Origin of the sequence: Nonomuraea sp. H19, from assembly GCF_052068215.1 — a bacterium.
Lineage (GTDB): Bacteria > Actinomycetota > Actinomycetes > Streptosporangiales > Streptosporangiaceae > Nonomuraea.
Genome location: NZ_JBQHCV010000004.1, coordinates 413,612 through 429,760 on the forward strand (window position 1 = coordinate 413,612; position 16,149 = coordinate 429,760).

Annotated in this window: 19 protein-coding genes; 14 read left to right on the plus strand and 5 right to left on the minus strand. The window is 67.9% G+C overall.

The genetic code is table 11. The annotated features are described in order from the left end of the window. Nucleotides 1-52: 52 nt before the first annotated feature. From ACTMTI_RS11285 to ACTMTI_RS11300, 4 genes are read right to left on the minus strand one after another with little or no spacing between them, the layout of a single operon-like run. Nucleotides 53-1,057, minus strand: coding sequence for a methyltransferase (locus tag ACTMTI_RS11285; protein WP_441120190.1), 1,005 nt, complete (start codon nt 1,055-1,057; stop codon nt 53-55). A gap of 17 nt (nt 1,058-1,074) precedes the next feature. After that, entirely contained in the window at nt 1,075-1,866 is a 792-nt protein-coding gene (locus ACTMTI_RS11290; protein ID WP_441120192.1) for an ABC transporter permease, read from the minus strand. Further along, nucleotides 1,863-2,639 carry an ABC transporter permease gene (locus ACTMTI_RS11295; RefSeq protein WP_441120194.1) on the minus strand — a complete coding sequence of 259 codons (777 nt, stop codon included), beginning with the start codon at nt 2,637-2,639 and terminating at the stop codon, nt 1,863-1,865. Before ACTMTI_RS11295 ends, ACTMTI_RS11290 begins: the two co-directional genes overlap by 4 nt. Then, the gene (locus ACTMTI_RS11300; RefSeq protein ID WP_441120196.1) at nt 2,636-3,622 is read right to left on the minus strand and encodes an ABC transporter substrate-binding protein; all 987 of its coding nucleotides are present in this window, start codon (nt 3,620-3,622) and stop codon (nt 2,636-2,638) included. The genes ACTMTI_RS11295 and ACTMTI_RS11300 overlap by 4 nt, the downstream gene beginning before the upstream one ends. Nucleotides 3,623-4,057: 435 nt before the next feature. On the opposite strand from ACTMTI_RS11300, the gene ACTMTI_RS11305 reads away from it, so the two are divergent. The 14 genes from ACTMTI_RS11305 to ACTMTI_RS11370 all read left to right on the plus strand — a co-directional run bounded on the left by ACTMTI_RS11305 (nt 4,058) and on the right by ACTMTI_RS11370 (nt 15,393). After that, the gene (locus ACTMTI_RS11305) at nt 4,058-6,862 is read left to right on the plus strand and encodes a nitrate- and nitrite sensing domain-containing protein (RefSeq protein WP_441120198.1); all 2,805 of its coding nucleotides are present in this window, start codon (nt 4,058-4,060) and stop codon (nt 6,860-6,862) included. Continuing rightward, entirely contained in the window at nt 6,859-7,281 is a 423-nt protein-coding gene (locus ACTMTI_RS11310) for a roadblock/LC7 domain-containing protein (RefSeq protein ID WP_441120200.1), read from the plus strand. Before ACTMTI_RS11305 ends, ACTMTI_RS11310 begins: the two co-directional genes overlap by 4 nt. 5 nt (nt 7,282-7,286) lie before the next feature. Further along, nucleotides 7,287-7,718 (plus strand): DUF742 domain-containing protein, encoded by a 432-nt coding sequence (locus tag ACTMTI_RS11315; RefSeq protein ID WP_441120201.1) that lies wholly within the window; start codon nt 7,287-7,289, stop codon nt 7,716-7,718. Then, nucleotides 7,699-8,286: a GTP-binding protein gene (locus ACTMTI_RS11320; protein ID WP_441120202.1), complete on the plus strand. Its 588-nt coding sequence runs from the start codon at nt 7,699-7,701 to the stop codon at nt 8,284-8,286. Before ACTMTI_RS11315 ends, ACTMTI_RS11320 begins: the two co-directional genes overlap by 20 nt. Before the next feature lie 57 nt (nt 8,287-8,343). Beyond that, nucleotides 8,344-9,891 (plus strand): signal recognition particle protein, encoded by a 1,548-nt coding sequence (ffh, locus tag ACTMTI_RS11325; RefSeq protein WP_441120203.1) that lies wholly within the window; start codon nt 8,344-8,346, stop codon nt 9,889-9,891. Nucleotides 9,892-10,179: 288 nt separating this feature from the next. Further along, the gene (rpsP, locus tag ACTMTI_RS11330) at nt 10,180-10,620 is read left to right on the plus strand and encodes a 30S ribosomal protein S16 (RefSeq protein ID WP_441120204.1); all 441 of its coding nucleotides are present in this window, start codon (nt 10,180-10,182) and stop codon (nt 10,618-10,620) included. 1 nt (nt 10,621) lies between these two features. Continuing rightward, complete coding sequence (locus ACTMTI_RS11335; protein WP_043634919.1) at nt 10,622-10,867, plus strand: RNA-binding protein; 246 nt, start codon at nt 10,622-10,624, stop codon at nt 10,865-10,867. 70 nt (nt 10,868-10,937) lie between these two features. Continuing rightward, nucleotides 10,938-11,438 carry a ribosome maturation factor RimM gene (rimM, locus tag ACTMTI_RS11340; protein WP_441120205.1) on the plus strand — a complete coding sequence of 167 codons (501 nt, stop codon included), beginning with the start codon at nt 10,938-10,940 and terminating at the stop codon, nt 11,436-11,438. After that, a complete protein-coding gene (trmD, locus tag ACTMTI_RS11345; RefSeq protein ID WP_441120206.1) occupies nt 11,438-12,217 on the plus strand; it encodes a tRNA (guanosine(37)-N1)-methyltransferase TrmD in 780 nt (259 codons plus the stop codon). The genes rimM and trmD overlap by 1 nt, the downstream gene beginning before the upstream one ends. A gap of 137 nt (nt 12,218-12,354) precedes the next feature. Further along, nucleotides 12,355-12,717, plus strand: coding sequence for a 50S ribosomal protein L19 (gene rplS, locus ACTMTI_RS11350; RefSeq protein WP_441120207.1), 363 nt, complete (start codon nt 12,355-12,357; stop codon nt 12,715-12,717). A 139-nt stretch (nt 12,718-12,856) separates the two neighbouring features. After that, nucleotides 12,857-13,717 (plus strand): signal peptidase I, encoded by an 861-nt coding sequence (gene lepB, locus ACTMTI_RS11355; RefSeq protein ID WP_441120208.1) that lies wholly within the window; start codon nt 12,857-12,859, stop codon nt 13,715-13,717. Then, nucleotides 13,717-14,310: a signal peptidase I gene (gene lepB, locus ACTMTI_RS11360; protein WP_441120209.1), complete on the plus strand. Its 594-nt coding sequence runs from the start codon at nt 13,717-13,719 to the stop codon at nt 14,308-14,310. The genes lepB (ACTMTI_RS11355) and lepB (ACTMTI_RS11360) overlap by 1 nt, the downstream gene beginning before the upstream one ends. A gap of 51 nt (nt 14,311-14,361) precedes the next feature. Then, entirely contained in the window at nt 14,362-15,030 is a 669-nt protein-coding gene (locus ACTMTI_RS11365) for a ribonuclease HII (protein WP_441120210.1), read from the plus strand. A 39-nt stretch (nt 15,031-15,069) separates the two neighbouring features. Then, on the plus strand, nt 15,070-15,393 hold the full coding sequence (locus ACTMTI_RS11370) for a DUF2469 domain-containing protein (RefSeq protein ID WP_026215037.1): 324 nt from the start codon (nt 15,070-15,072) through the stop codon (nt 15,391-15,393). A 269-nt stretch (nt 15,394-15,662) separates the two neighbouring features. Here the strand turns inward: ACTMTI_RS11370 and ACTMTI_RS11375 are convergent, their stop codons facing one another. After that, the gene (locus ACTMTI_RS11375) at nt 15,663-15,821 is read right to left on the minus strand and encodes a hypothetical protein (protein ID WP_441120211.1); all 159 of its coding nucleotides are present in this window, start codon (nt 15,819-15,821) and stop codon (nt 15,663-15,665) included. Between the last annotated feature and the right edge of the window lie 328 nt (nt 15,822-16,149).

The following is a 16,149-nucleotide window of genomic DNA, read 5'->3' on the forward strand; positions in this document are numbered from 1 at the left end:
GGCCGAGCAGCTCTCCGGGGCCTGTCATCAGTCTGAGGACCGGGGGCCGGGGTCAGCGGGGAACGGCCTCGATGAGGCTCGCGCCGGAGCCCAGTTCGATGATGTCGCTGAGCTTCAGTTCGGCCTGGCCCAGCACGGCGGCGTACTCGGCGCGGCTGCGCTCGGTGCCGCCGTTGAAGATGGCCAGCATCCGCAGGTCGATGTCCTTGCCCAGATGCGGTGCCTCGTCATCGGGCAGCACCACTTCCAGCACCAGGACGCGGCCGTCGGGGTTCATGGCCTGGCGGACGTTACGCAAGATCTTCACGGCGTCCTCGTCGTCCCAGTTGTGCAGGACGCTGGCCAGCAGGTAGACGTCACCGCCGGCCGGGACCGAGGCGAAGAAGTCGCCGGAGACGACCTCGGCCCGGTCGGACAGGCCCGCCGCGGCCAGCGTCGCCGCGGCGTGACCGGTCACATGCTCCAAGTCGAAGAGGATGCCGCGCATCTGCGGGTTGGCGTGCAGGACCGTGGCCAGGATGTGACCCTTGCCGCCCGCCACGTCCACCATGGTCGCCGTGGCGGGGAAGTCGTACCGCTTGGCCAGGCCCTCGGTCAAAGGGCGGGCCCGGCGCGTCATGTAGTCGTCGAAAATGCTGCTCGACGTGGGATTCTTCGCCAGGTGGTCGTAGAGGTGGCCGTAGCGCTTCACGAAAGCCGAACTGCCGTCCCTGACCGTGGCGGGGAGCATGCCCATGGCGTACCAGAAGCCCTCCTCGCCCAGCATGCGGATCGAGGATCGGACGGAGTCCGGGACGTCCGAGCGCACCGCGGCGCCTTTCGCGGTGAGCTCGTAGGTGTCCGGCCCTGCCGGGCACACCACGTCCATGCTGGCCAGCTGGCGCAGGACCCTGCGCAGCGAGGGCGCGTGCGCGTGGCAGCGCCTGGCCAGCTCGCCCGTGTCGAGCGGACCATGCGCCAGATGATCGGCCAGGCCCAGCTCCGCCATGGTCAGCAGAGCCGCGAAACGGGAGAGGTCGCCTACGGCTCCCCAAAGGAGGTCGTCGGAATGCGACATAGGTCCTTCCAGCGTGATCACGCGTTACGAGTGGCCTGCCGGTGCCAGACGAGCAGACGCCGCTCGGCCAGGACGAACAGGACGTTCACGAGATAACCGAGCACGCCGAGCAGGGCGATCGTCGCCCACACCCCGGCGCCGTCGAAACTGCGCTGCGCCACCAGCAACTGGTAGCCGATGCCGTCGGTGCTGCCGAACAGCTCCGCGATGACCATGAGGATCAGCGCGAGCGACAGGCTCAGCCGCAGCCCGGCGAAGATCTTCGGCGAGGCCGCCGGAAGGAGCACCACGCGCAGGTACTGCGCCTTCGACAGGTTGAAGACCCTGGCCGTCTCGGTGTACGTGCGGTCCACGGCCCTGACCCCGTCGATGGAGTTGAGCAGCACGGGCCAGATGACGCCGAACACGATCGTGGCCAGCTGCATGGTCAGCCCGGCCTTGAACAGCACGAGGAACACCGGCAGCAGCAGCGGCGGCGGGATGGCCCGGCCGAACTCGATCAGCGGGTCCACGTAGTCGGTCGCCGTCCGCGAACGCCCGAGCGCCATACCGAGCGTGACGCCGAGCACGGCGGCCAGGACCCAGCCGCTGAACATGCGGCCGAGGCTCGGCAGCAGGTTGTCCACCGCGTCGTCGGTGAGGAAGATCCGCGAGATGGGCCCGGAGAACCACAGCTCGTACATGCGGGTGACGATCATCGTGGGCGGCGGGAAGTCGGTGTCCTCCAGCCCGCGCGCGATGAGCTCCCAGGCGACGAGCACCACGGGGATGACCCAGAGTTTGGCGCCGGCCTTGACGAGGGTTTTCACGACTCCTGCGCTCCCGTCCGCATGCGGTGCCAGTGGAACAGGCGGCGCTCTCCGGCCAGCAGCGCCAGGTTCGCGATCACGCCGAACATCCCGGCCCAGAACGTCGCCGCCATCATGAGGTCCATCCGGTTGCCGCTGCTCGCCTGGACCACGAACACGCCGATCCCGGCGACACCGCCGGCCAGCAGCTCGGCGCTGACCGCCAGGATCAGTGCGATGCCGGCGGCGATCCTGACCCCGGTCATGACGAACGGGGCGGCGCTGGGCAGGCTCACCCGGGCCAGCACGGCCAGCGGGCCGAAGCCGAAGCTCCGCAGGGACTCCTTGGCCAGCGGGTCCACGTCCTGCATGCCGTAGAGGGTGTTGATCAGGATCGGCCACATGCAGGCGTACACGATGACCGAGATCTTCATCAGCCCGTCCGCCGGAATCAGCAGGATGGCGAGCGGGATGATCGCGACGGAGGGAATCGGGCGCATGAACTCCAGCATGGGCCTGATGGCCCGCTCCACCGGCGGCAGCGCGCCGAGCAGCACGCCCAGGGGGACGGCGATCCCGATCGCGATCAGCAGGCCGAACGCCCAGTTCGTCAGGGTCGTGCCGAGTCCCGTCAGGAAGTCGGGGTCGGCCAGGAGGAGCGCGGCTTCGTACAGGATGGTCGAGGGGGCCGGCAAGTCCAAGTCGTCGCTCATGACGAAGCGGACGAACAGCTCCCCGACGGCAAGGAACCCCGCGGCGCCGGCGGCGCCGCGGAGCACTCGAGCTCCGGTCATCCGGCCGGGGGAGCCACGATGACGGACTTCACGTCGATCTGGCTCTTGATGTACTCGTATTCGAGCAGGAGGTCGGCCACCTTCTGCAGGCGGTTCGCGGTCAGCTCAGTCGGGTACGCGAGCGGTGTGATCACGGACGCGGTCTTCGCGTCGATCTTCGTGTACAGCGGCAGGGCCTTCTCGAGCTCCTTGCGGTCGGTCGAGAGGTCCTTCAGCGCTTTGGCGATCGCCCGCTGGAACGCGGCCACCGTCTTCGGGTACTTCTGCGCCCATTCCTCGGTGACCGACCAGCCGGAGATGGGGAAGTTCTCGGTCTGTCCGGTCATCGTGTCGGCCAGCTTGCGGAAGCCGTCCGTGGTCTGGGTGCTCGTGATGAAGGGCTCGACCATCCAGCCCGCGTCGGCCAGGCCCGTCTTGAGTGCGTTGCCCATTTCGGGGAACGGGATTTCCTTGTAATTGACGTCCGCCTTGGTGAGCCCAGCCACCTTGAGCTGCGTCTCCACGGCGAGCGTGGCGATGTTGTTCAGGGTGTTGACCGCGACGGTCTTGCCCTTCAGGTCCGCCACCGTCTTGATGGCGGAGTCCTTCGGGACCATGATGTTGAACGTGTTCGGGGCGCCCTGAGAGGCGTCCGCGATCAGCTTGATCTTCTTGCCCTGACTGACGGCCACCAACCCCGACACGTAGTTCTGAAGCGTGGCGTCGAGGGCGCCGCTCAGGAGCTGCGGCATCGCGGCCGCGCCGCCGGTGATGGTCACCGGCTCGACCGTCAGGCCCTCCTGCTTGAAGTAGCCCTTGCTCATGGCGACATAGAGCGATACCGAGTCAGGGATCGGGATCGCCCCGACCTTGATCGTGGTTTTCTCCAAGCCGTTCGGGCCGGCCGAGGGGCTCGCGGAGCTGCCGGAGCCGCTGCAGCCGGTAAGCACTAGAGCGACTGCGACGCCGAGTGCGACGGCGCTGCAGCGCAGTTTGCGTGTCATGGGGGGTTCTCCTACCAGGGAAGCGTCTGGAGATCGGCACTGGTTACCGGGCGTGAAGCGTACCGGAAGGGGAGCTCCGGGCGGCAGCACTGTGCCGTGTATAGGAGGTTTATCTAACACATATAACAGTAAAGCGGCTATAGATGTAAATATGCGTATAAAGGCTGTTTTTGGGTCATATGTTCGAATTGGGACTGTCGTCACGGTCTGTGGTCAAGGGCTTGCCATGTGAAGAACGTGTGTGTTGGAACGGTTGAAAACGCTCGAGACGTTGGCTGAAGCATGAGGTTTGTGCTCAAATTGGGCCTCGAACTTGCCTGCGATCAGTCGTCCCTAGGACGAAGCTGCTGAGACCCCCCTGAAGCAGGCCATGGCGAGAGGTTGCCACCAGTGAGGACAACAACGACCGGCCCCGGTCGTGGTAGGGCTCCGGACGTGCCCGAAGAGCCAGTGGGCGGCGAGGCGCCGGAGGTGAAGCTGCCCAAGGCGGGCAGCCCGTTCGCGCTGCGCAACTGGCGTGTACGCACCCGCCTCATCGCCCTCATCGCCATTCCCACGATCGTGGCCGTGGTCTTCGGCGGCCTGCGCGTCACCACCTCGATCGGCAGCGCGGAGCAGTACCAGGTCATCGGCGAGGTCGGCAAGCTGGTCAGCCAGTTCGGCGAGCTCTCCCGCGACCTCGGCCTCGAGCGCGACCTGGCCGCCCGCTACGCCGCCTCCAACCGGGCGGCGGCCGACAAGAGCCGGCTCGTCGCCCAGCAGGAGGTCGTCGACGCAAGCGTCAGCCGTGTCCAGGCGACCGCGCGGACCGCTGAGCCGTCCCTGTCCGAGACCGGCCGCAGGAAACTCGACCGCATCAGGGTCCGGCTCGAGCAGCTGGGCTCGCTGCGCCAGACGGTCTCCGGGAACGACTCACAGCTGCCGCCCCTGCCGACGGTGGACAAGTACACCGAGACCATCACCGAGATGCTCCAGCTCTACGACGAGGTCGCCCAGGGCGCGACGGACCCGGCGCTGATCTCCACCAGCGCCGCCCTGCGCGCCATCGCCCGAGCCGAGGAAGAGGCGTCCAAACAGCGCGCGTTCCTGACGATCGGCCTCGTCAGAGGGTCCTTCGACGAGATCGAGTTCCAGGCGTTCCTCGACGCCAACTCCCGGCGCGACAGCGAGCGGGCCTCCTTCCTGGCCGTCGCCACGCTGGACCAGCGGCAGGCGTTCGACGACACCGTCGCCAGCGCGGCCATCGGCCGAGCCGAGCTCTACATCGACCGCGCCGTGCTGCTGCACAACAACGCCGCCGGCGCCGCGTCGAACGCCCGTGGGCCGTATCTGCGCAGGCTCGACACCTCCACCACGGACGACGCCGACCGCTGGTTCGACGCCATCAGCCAGACCGTCGACCGGTTCCACCAGGTGCAGAAGATGCTCGGTGAGCAGGTGGCCACCCGAAGCGCCGACCTCGCCAGCAGCGACCGGCAGCTTGCCGCGATCAACATCGCGATCGTCGCCGCCCTACTGGTCCTGGTCCTCGCGATCACCGCCATCATGGCGGGCTCGCTCGTACGGCCGCTCCGGCGCCTGCGCGGTGACGCACTCAAGATCGCCGGCCAGACCCTGCCCGATCTGGTCCGCCAGCTGCGTAACACCGACGTCGACCCCGAACAGCTCCACGTGCCGCCCATCGAGATCAACTCCAAGGACGAGATCGGTGAAGTCGCCCGCGCCTTCGACGAGGTGCACCGCGAGGCCGTCCGCCTCGCCGGCGAGGAGTCCAAGCTGCGGAGCAACGTCAACGCGATGTTCGTGAACCTGTCGCGGCGCAGTCAGACGCTGGTGGAGCGGCAGATCACCCTGATCGACGGGCTGGAGCAGGGCGAGCAGGACGAGCAGCGGCTCGGTAACCTGTTCAAGCTGGACCACCTGGCCACGCGCATGCGCCGTAACAGCGAGAACCTGCTGGTCCTGGCCGGTCAGGAGCCGCCGCGCCGCTGGAGCCAACCGGTCAAGCTGGTGGACGTGGCCCGGGCCTCGCTGTCGGAGGTGGAGAACTACGAGCGGGTGGTCCTCCAGGTCCCCGATGGCGTCGCGGTGGTCGGCCAGGCCGTCAACGACGTCATCCACCTGATCGCCGAGCTGGTGGAGAACGCGCTGTCGTTCTCGCCGCGAGAGACCCGCGTCACCGTGTCGGGCAGCAGGATCGACGGCGGCGGCGTGATGCTGTCGATCAGCGACTCCGGCATCGGCATGGCCCCGGACGAGCTCAACGCGGCCAACGACCGCCTCCTCGACGCGCCGACCGTGGACGTGTCGGTCTCGCGGCGCATGGGCCTGTTCGTGGTCGCCCGGCTGGCGCACCGCCACGGCATCCGGGTGCAGTTGCGCCCGCACGGCTCCGGTGGCTTGACCGCCATGGTGCTCCTTCCCGAGTCGCTGCTCGGCGCCCAGGCCACCGCCCCCTCGCCCGTCGGCGCCGCACCTGCGGGCGGCCGCCAGGACACGTTCGGGACGCCGCCGCCGGCCGCCAGCCCGTGGCCGGCCTCGTCTTACCAGCTCGGCCCCGGACACCCGTCCTATCCGTCCGAGCCTTCGCAGGGGCCCTCCTGGCCGTCGATGCCGCAGTGGCCCGCCGAGGCCGGCAACTGGATGGCCGAGAACTCCGCACCCTCCTCCGACGTGTGGGTGTCCTCGCGCGGACCCGCCACGGGCGAGACCGCGCTGCCCAAGCGCAACCCCCCGCCCGAGGAGACCCGCTCTTGGCCACGCGGCCCGGAGCAGCCACTTCCCACATCGCAGCGTCACGACTTCCCCGAGACCGAGGCCGCGGCGACCGGCCCCATGCCGGCGGTCAAGGCCGCCTCGTCGGGGGACGAATACCTGCCGATCTTCGCCTCGGTGGAATCGGCCTGGTTCGAGCACGGCACCGAGAGCTCGGGAACGTGGGGCTCGGCCAAGGCGGACGCGGGCTGGAGCGCGGCGGAGGCGGTAGTGGAGCCGGTACGCAACGGATCGACGGCGGCCGGGCTGCCCAAGCGGGTGCCCAAGGCCAACCTGGTGCCCGGCTCGGCCGACACCGCCTCCGCGCCGAAGGGCGTCGCGCCCATGCCGGCGGTCTCGCCGGAGCGGGTACGCAGCCGTCTTTCGAGCTTCCAGCAGGGCTTCCGGGCGGCACGCGACGACATCAGCGAAGGCAGGGCCTACCAGCCCGGCTCCAGGAATGACAGCAGGGAGGGAGGCGCGTGAACGACCTGAGCCACGCGGCACGCGGGGTGGACTGGTTAATCACCGACTTCGTCAGTACCGTTCCGGGGGTCGCGCACGCGGTGGTGGTCTCGTCCGATGGGCTGCCGCTGGCGGCCTCGTCGGGTTTCCCGGCCGACCGGGCTGATCAGCTGGCCGCGATCGCGTCTGGCCTGGTGAGCCTGACGCACGGCGCGGCCAGGGTGTTCGAGGGTGGTGCGGTCAACCAGACGATTGTGGAGATGCAGCGCGGGCTGATGCTGATCATGTCGGTCAGTGACGGATCGTGCTTGGCTGTGCTGGCCGCCCCGGACTGCGACATGGGTTTGGTGGCGTACCAGATGACGCTGATGGTCGACCGCGCCGGACAGGTGCTGACCCCGGCTGTGCGCGCGGAGCTGCGCGCCAGCCAGACCAGGTGATGTAGGTGACAGACCCCAGATGGAACAGCGGCGGGTGGAACAACAGCGGTGGGTGGAACAGCGGCGGCTGGGAGTCCTCACCGCCCCCGCCCAGCTCTGACCCCGCCTCACCGGTACGGCCCTACGCCGTCACGGGCGGGCGGACCGCGCCCAAGGTCAAGCTGGCGATGGAGGCCCTGGTGTCCTCGGCGACCGCCGAGCACCGGGAGTTCTCCCACATCACGCCCGAGTACCAGGCGATCAGCCAGCTCTGCCTGCAGGTCAGGTCGGTGGCGGAGGTGTCGGCCCTGTTGCGGATGCCGCTCGGTGTGGTGCGTGTGCTGATCGCGGATATGGCGGCCGAAGGCCTCGTGCGAGTGCATCAGCCGCAGCTCGAGGCGGGTAGGCCGGACGTCAACCTGCTGGAAAGGGTTCTCAGTGGACTTCGCAGGCTCTAGCCCCGGCCTCACCTCGACGAAGATCGTGGTGGCTGGAGGTTTCGGGGTGGGCAAGACGACGTTCGTCGGCGCGGTGTCGGAGATCATGCCGTTGACCACGGAGGCCGTCATGACCGACGCCTCCGAGGGGATCGACGACCTGGGCATGACGCCGCTGAAGTCGACCACGACCGTGGCCATGGACTTCGGCCGGGTCTCCCTCGATCGCGACCTGATCCTCTACCTGTTCGGCACTCCCGGGCAGCACCGGTTCTGGTTCATGTGGGACGACCTGGTACGCGGGGCGATCGGCGCGGTCGTCCTCGTGGACACCCGCCGGCTGGCGGACAGCTTCCCGGCGATCGACTATTTCGAGGAGGCCCAGCTGCCGTTCATCGTGGGGGTGAACGGCTGGGACGGCCAGTACGCCCACAGCGACGCCGAGGTGCGCGACGCGCTCACCCTGGCTCCGCACATCCCGATGGTGCGGCTCGACGCCCGTTCGAAGGACTCCGTCAAGAGCACCCTGATCAACCTCGTCGAGCACGCGCTCACGGTTCGGATGGCCGTGCCAGGCTGGAGCGGCTAGGAGAGCGGATAGGCTGGAGTCTTAGACGTTCATTCGCTTCGAGGACTGGCCAACCACGTGTTCGAGACGCTTTCCGACCGCCTCACATCGGTTTTCTCCTCCCTCCGATCCAAGGGCCGGCTGTCCGATGCCGACATCGACGCCACCACCCGGGAGATCCGCATCGCCCTGCTGGAGGCCGATGTCGCGCTCCCGGTGGTCAAGGCGTTCGTCGCCCAGGTCAAGGAGCGCGCCCGCGGCGCCGAGGTCTCCCAGGCGCTCAACCCGGCGCAGCAAGTCGTCAAGATCGTCAATGACGAGCTGATCGGGATCCTCGGCGGGGAGACCCGCAGGATCCGCTTCGCCAAGACGCCGCCGACCGTCATCATGCTGGCTGGTCTGCAGGGCGCGGGCAAGACGACGCTGGCGGGCAAGCTGGCCAAGTGGCTGCGGGAGCAGGGCCACGTGCCCATGCTGGTCGCCGCGGACCTGCAGCGCCCCAACGCCGTCCAGCAGCTCCAGGTCGTCGGCGAGCGCGCCCAGGTCGCGGTCTACGCGCCCGAGCCCGGCAACGGCACCGGCGACCCGATCGAGGTCGCCCGCAGGTCGATCGACGAGGCCAAGCGCCTGCAGCACGACATCGTCATCATCGACACCGCCGGCCGCCTGGGCATCGACCAGGACATGATGAAGCAGGCCGCCGACATCCGCGACGCGGTCCAGCCCGACGAGGTCCTGTTCGTCGTGGATGCCATGATCGGCCAGGACGCCGTCACCACGGCGCAGGCGTTCATGGAGGGCGTCGGCTTCGACGGCGTCGTGCTGACCAAGCTCGACGGCGACGCCCGGGGCGGCGCCGCGTTGTCGGTCAGGCACATCACCGGCCGGCCGATCATGTTCGCCTCCACCGGCGAGAAGCTGGAAGACTTCGACGCCTTCCACCCCGACCGGATGGCCTCCCGCATTCTCGACATGGGTGACATCCTCACCCTGATCGAGCAGGCGCAGAAGACGTTCGACGAGGATCAGGCCGCCAAGATGGCCGGCAAGCTCACGTCGGGCGAGAACTTCACGCTCGAGGACTTCCTCGAGCAGATGATGATGGTCCAGAAGATGGGGCCGATCAAAAACCTGCTCGGCATGATGCCCGGCATGGGGCAGATGCGCGACCAGCTCAACTCCATCGACGACCGCGATCTCGACCGCATCGCCGCCATCATCCGCTCCATGACCCCGGCCGAGCGGCAGGATCCGAAGATCATCAACGGGTCTCGCCGCGCCCGCATCGCCGCCGGTTCCGGTGTCACGGTCAGTGCCGTCAGCAACCTCGTCACCCGCTTCTTCGATGCACAGAAGATGATGAAGCGGATGGCGGGCGGCATGGGCATCCCCGGCATGCCGGGCGGCCGCAACAAGGTCGCCAAGAACCAGAAGAAGAACAAGAAGGGGCGGCGCGTCAGCGGCGACCCGCGCAAGGCGGCGCTGGAGAAGGCGTCCGCGGCCGAGGCTCCGGCGGAGCCGAAGCAGGGCGGGATGCTCGGCAACCTGGGCGGCAAGCTGCCGCCGGGCGTGGAGCTGCCCCCGGGCTTCGACCCGTCGAAGTTCCGGCTGCCCGGGCAGAAATAGCGCCCTCGCGCCCCGGCGCCGACACCTGCCGCGGGCCTCGTGCGAGGATTCGGCGATGATCAGCGGCGGCGCGGTGGCCGCATCCTTGCCGAGGCTTTGCGGGGCCCCTTCCGCGTGTGGTCGAAGGCAGTGCCGTAGATCTGGCACAATGACATGTTGGAACACCGTGACCAGGTGGGTGCCCTCTCATCTCCCGCCGGCCACGCCTGTCCCTGGAGCGTCGTCAATCCGTGCCCCACTCGGTGAGACGCCGTTCACCCACGCTCGAATGCAGGAGAGACCACACCCGTGGCAGTCAAGATCAAGCTCAAGCGGCTCGGCATGATCCGCAACGCTCAATACCGTATCGTCGTCGCCGACAGCCGCACCAAGCGTGACGGCCGGGCGATCGAAGAGATCGGCCTGTACCACCCGAAGGAAGACCCTTCGCGCATCGAGGTCAACGCCGAGCGTGCGGCTTACTGGCTGGGTGTCGGCGCGCAGCCGACCGAGCCGGTGCTCAAGCTGCTCAAGCTCACTGGCGACTGGCAGAAGTTCAAGGGCGAGGCCGCCCCTGCGCCTCTGAAGGTCGCCGAGCCCGCGCCTGACCGTCACGCCATCTACGAGGCCGCGGCCAAGGAGGCGCTGTCCGGTGGAGACACCGGCACGGCCGCCACCACGCCGAAGAAGGCCAAGAAGAAGGAAGAGGCCGAGGCCCCCGCCGAGACCCCGACTGAGGGCGAGGGCTGACGTGCTCGAGGAGGCTCTCGAGCACCTCGTGAAGGGCATCGTCGAACATCCAGACGATGTCCGGGTCCGCGCACGCCGCATTCGCAGCGGGCGCGTCCTGGAGGTCCGGGTGCACCCCGAGGACCTGGGCAAGGTCATCGGACGCGGCGGGCGCACCGCCAAGGCGCTGCGCACGGTCGTGAATGCCCTGGCCGACGGGAAGTACGTGCGGGTCGATCTGCTCGACCTGCACGAAGCAGTCCGTTAGCGTCAGGTTTCCGCGCCCTCATCGGTTCGCTGACCGATGGGGGCGCTTGCGTTAGAAAGGGCACATTCACGTGCAGCTGGTCGTCGGCCGGATAGGCCGTCCGCACGGGGTACGCGGTGACGTGACCGTGGAGGTGCGCACCGACGAACCCGAGCGGCGTTTCGCCGTCGGCACGTCGATCACGACGGACCCCGCGGACAAGGGACCACTCGTCATCGCCGGCCGCCGCTGGCACAAAGGCATGCTGCTGATGACGTTCGAGGGTGTCGCCGGTCGCGACGCGGCCGAAGAACTGCGGGGCACCATGCTGGTCATCGACTCGGCCGAGGTCGAGCCGTCCGACGACCCCGACGAGTTCCACGACCACCAGCTCATCGGCCTGGCGGTGGAGACCGTCTCCGGTGACCCGGTCGGTGAGGTGGAAGACGTCCTCCACCACGGTCAGGACCTCCTCGTGGTGCGCCGCAAGGGACAGGACGACGCGCTCATCCCGTTCGTCAAGGCCCTGGTGCCGGAGGTCGACCTGGAGGCGGGCCGGCTGGTCGTCGATCCGCCAGAGGGCCTGCTGTGATGCGGCTCGACATCATCTCGATCTTCCCTGAATACTTCGCGCCCCTGGACGTCTCGCTGATCGGCAAGGCACGCGAGCGCGGCACGCTCGACGTACGCGTGCACCAGCTCCGTGACTGGACGCACGACGTGCACAAGACGGTGGACGACACCCCGTACGGCGGCGGTCCCGGCATGGTCATGAAGCCCGAGGTGTGGGGCGAGGCCATCGACACGGTGATCGGTGACGGCAGGCCGCGGATGATCGTGCCGACGCCGAGCGGCCGGCCGTTCACCCAGGAGCTCGCGCAGGAGCTGGCGGAAGAGCCGTGGCTGCTGTTCGCGTGCGGGCGTTACGAGGGCATCGACGCGCGGGTCATGGCCGAATACGCCCCGCGGCTGCGCGTGGACGAGGTCAGCATCGGCGACTACGTGCTGGCCGGCGGCGAGGTCGCGGTGCTGGTCATGGTGGAGGCGATCGGCAGGCTGCTGCCCGGCGTGCTCGGCAACGCCCAGTCGGCCGTGGACGACTCCTTCGCGCCCGGGTCCATGCAGAACCTCGTCGAGGGGCCGGTCTACACCAAGCCGCCCGTCTGGCGGGGGCACGAGGTGCCGGCCGTGCTGCTGTCCGGGCATCATGGAAAGGTCGCCAGGTGGCGGCGGGACGAGGCGCTGCGCCGTACCATACGAAACCGGCCCGAACTCGCGGCGGCGCTCGACCCCGAAACGCTCGACAAGCACGACAGAAAGCTCCTGGAGGAGCTCTCGTTTCGCGTCGGGCCAGAAGATATGGCAAACTGAATCGCTGCCAACCGTCACCCGGTTGGTCTGTCATGCCCGGGAAACGATCCCGGGTTCATCACATCAGCAGGCGCGTCCGCCGCGAGCTACGGCCGGGTGGACCTCCGCGTGCTTACGAGGACTTGAGGACAGCTCTCATGCACACGAAGATCCAGGAGCTCGAGAAGGCGACCCTGCGCAGCGATGTGCCGGGTTTCCGACCCGGTGACACGCTCGAGGTTCACGTACGCGTCGTCGAAGGCAACCGCTCCCGTATCCAGGTCTTCAAGGGCTTCGTGCTGCGCAGGCAGGGCAGCGGCGCCCGCGAGACCTTCACGGTCCGCAAGGTCAGCTACGGCGTCGGCGTCGAGCGCACCTTCCCGGTGCACAGCCCGGTCATCGAGAAGATCGTGCTCGTGACCCGCGGCGACGTGCGCCGCGCGAAGCTCTACTACATGCGCGAACTGCGCGGCAAGGCCGCCCGCATCCGCGAGAAGCGCGAGACGACGGCTGCCAAGTAGGCCGTTCTTCAACCATGGCCCGCGCCCTGCGCGGGCCATTCGGTTTTACGGGGCCCTTTCCTTTATGTGGAGCGACTCGTGCCCGGTGTAACGTCGGTCGAGGCTTGTCGAGCCGATCCATCATCTAGGCTCGTCAGCGATGACTAGCGAGAGCCAGGAGCACGGCGCGGCGCGCCGCCCGGTCAAGGACGAGGTGGACGTGGTCGCCGAAGATACTCAGAAGCCTGCCAAGGGCGAGAAAAAAGAGAAGAAGGGGTCGTTCTGGAAAGAACTTCCTGTTCTTGTCGTCGTAGCCCTGGTGCTGGCCCTGATCATCAAGACGTTTGTGGTCCAGGCCTTCTACATTCCATCGGAGTCGATGGAGAACACCCTGCTGAAAAACGACAGGGTCCTGGTCAACAAGCTCGTCTACCACACGCGCGACATCGAGCGGGGCGACGTGGTGGTGTTCTCCGGCGTCGACTCGTGGGACGGCGAGTTCCAGATGGAGGAGCCGTCCAACCCTGTTGCGGGGTTCTTCCGGTGGGTCGGCACGGCGTTCGGCCTCGTGCCCGGTGAGAAGGACTACATCAAGCGGGTCATCGGCGTCGGTGGCGACCGCGTCAAGTGCTGCGACTCCAAGGGGCGCATCACGATCAACGGCACGCCCATCGACGAGGAGAGCTATCTCTACCCCGGCAACGAGCCGTCCGACGAGTTCTTCGACATCACGGTGCCGCCCGGGCGGCTGTGGGTGATGGGGGACCATCGCGCGGTGTCGCTCGACTCGCGCAAGCACACCGGTGACCCGGGCGGCGGGTCCATTCCCGAGAGTCAGGTCATCGGCCGGGCGTTCGTCATCGTCTGGCCGTTCGACCGGGCGAGCTTGCTCAACATCCCCGACACGTTCGCCCAGCCCGCGCTCCAGGCTCTCGGCGGTTCCGTGCCGTTGCTCGCCGGGTTCGGGCTGGCCGTACCCTTGGTCCTGGTTCGTCGGCGCTGGCGGAAGAGGAGGCGTTGATGGCCGTCACCAAGAAGGCGGAGGGCGTGGGGAAAGAGAAGAAAAAGGGCGGCTTCCGCGAGACGGTGTTGCTGCTGGTCATGGGCGTGGGCATCGCCTTGTTGCTGCAGGCGTTCGTGGTCGGCTCGTTCTACATCCCGTCCGTGTCGATGGAGAACACCCTGCTGGTCAACGACCGCGTGTTCGTCAACAAGCTCGCGGGCGCGCCGGAGCGCGGCGACATCGTGGTGTTCAAGGGCTGGAACGGCGAGGACACCATCAAGCGGGTCATCGGCGTCGGCGGCGACAAGGTGGTGTGCTGCGATGCCAAGAAGCGCATCACCGTCAATGGGACGCCGCTGGATGAGGAGTCTTACCTCTACCCCGGCGATTACGCTTCGGGCGATAAGTTCGACGTCACGGTGCCGGCGGGGAAGCTGTGGCTGATGGGCGACCACCGCAGCGCCTCCTTTGACTCCCGGGGCCACATGGACGAGCCCGGTGGCGGCTTCATCTCGGTGGACGCGGTGATCGGCAAGGCCGTGGTGCGTTACTGGCCGCTGTCGCGAGGCTATCTGTTCTCCCAGCCGGACACCTTCGCCAAGGTCAAGTAGAGGGACTTCCGGTCGCGGGTTGCGGCTAATGGGGCGTACGCTGCCTCTGTCATGACAGTTGCGTTCCGCCCTCGACCGAGTGTCGTCCGGCGCGATTCAGGGCTCTACGCCTATGAGCGGGCGCTGGCTCGCCGCGGCCTCACGCCGATCGCCGGTGTCGACGAGGCAGGCCGCGGCGCCTGCGCGGGCCCGCTTGTGGTCGCGGCAGTGATCCTCCGCAAGGAGATCGACGGCCTCTGCGACTCTAAACTGATGGCCCCGGCAGTGCGCGAACGCCTCTACGACCAGGTCATGCGCGTCTCCCACGTGGGCATCGTGGTGATCCCACCGGGGGAGATCGACGCCAAAGGCCTTCACAAGTGCAACGTTTCAGGAATGCGGCGAGCTGTCGCACAGTTGCCTTGTGACCCGGAGTACATCTTGACGGACGGCTTTCCGGTGCCGGGGCTGCCGGCGCCGTCGCTGGCCGTGTGGAAGGGGGATCAGGTGGCCGCGTGCATGGCAGCCGCTTCGATCGTGGCCAAGGTGACCAGGGACCGCTTGATGGTCGCGCTGGACGAGCGCTTCCCGCAGTACGGCTTCGCCGATCACAAGGGGTACGTCACGCCGGGGCACCGGCTGGCGCTGGAAACGCACGGCCCATGTCCTGAGCACCGTTACTCCTTCGTCACGGTGGCCAGGGAGATGGGTGAAAATGAAATGGGGGCCGGGGTTGCCTGACCAGGCAAACCGGGGGACCGGTACGACAGGAGGACCGCGATGAGCGCAGAGGATCTCGAGAAGTACGAAACCGAGATGGAGCTGCAGCTTTACCGCGAATACCGTGATGTCGTCGGTTTGTTCACATATGTCGTGGAGACTGAGCGGCGCTTCTATCTGACCAACTCGGTCGATCTCGACGTCCGTACCGCGGAGAACGGCGACGTCTTCTTCGACGTGAAGATGCAGGACGCCTGGGTGTGGGACATGTACCGGCCGGCGCGATTCGTGAAGAACGTGCGGGTGGTCACGTTTAAGGATGTAAACGTGGAGGAGCTGGCCAAGGCCGATCTTGAAATGCCCAAGGAGGGCTTCTCGGGCTAGCCGGCAGGTCGGCCCGGGTCTTGATCCGGCGGCCTGGCGCCGGGGGCCCTTGATCCGGTGGCCTGGCGCTGGGAGTCCTTGATCCGGTGGCCTGGCGCCGCGGGCCGGGGCGTTTCGCGCGGGGCTCGCAGTTTCGGGGTTCTCGGGGCTTTGCGCGATGCTCCACGCGGGTTTACACAGGAGGGTTCTGGGCGTCAGGTCCCACACGCCCCAAACGCCACACGACGGCGATCCCCAGCGCCACGCCGCAATGCGTCCCGCACCACGGCCTACACCACCACCAGTCGACGGACACCACACCACCACCAGCCCATCAGCACCGGCACGACGGCGGCCACGGGCACGACGGCGGCACGGCACAGCGGCGCACGGGCACGGCGGCGGTCGCACGGCGGCGGCGGCACGGCGGCGGTGGCAAGCAGTGGCATGAATCCGGCGCCGTCATATCGTGGCGGCGGCTCGGCACCGGCGTCAGCGTGGCTCAAGGCCGTGTGCGTCAGCGTGGCTCAAGGCCGTGTGCGTCAGCGCCATGGCCACCAACCACCACCCGCAGCACCACGTGGTGTGCGTCGCGTCTCCACGCGCCGCATCAACGGCGGCGCCGGTAGCCGGGGTGTGTGCCTCGCGCTTTCACGTGCCCAAAATCCCGTGCCCATAGCGTGCGCGGCCGAGATCCGGTGCCCGCTTCGTCAGCACTCTTGTGTCGGCCCGCCATGTAGGCCCTTATCCACAGCCCTCGCACGACAAGCCGCCACA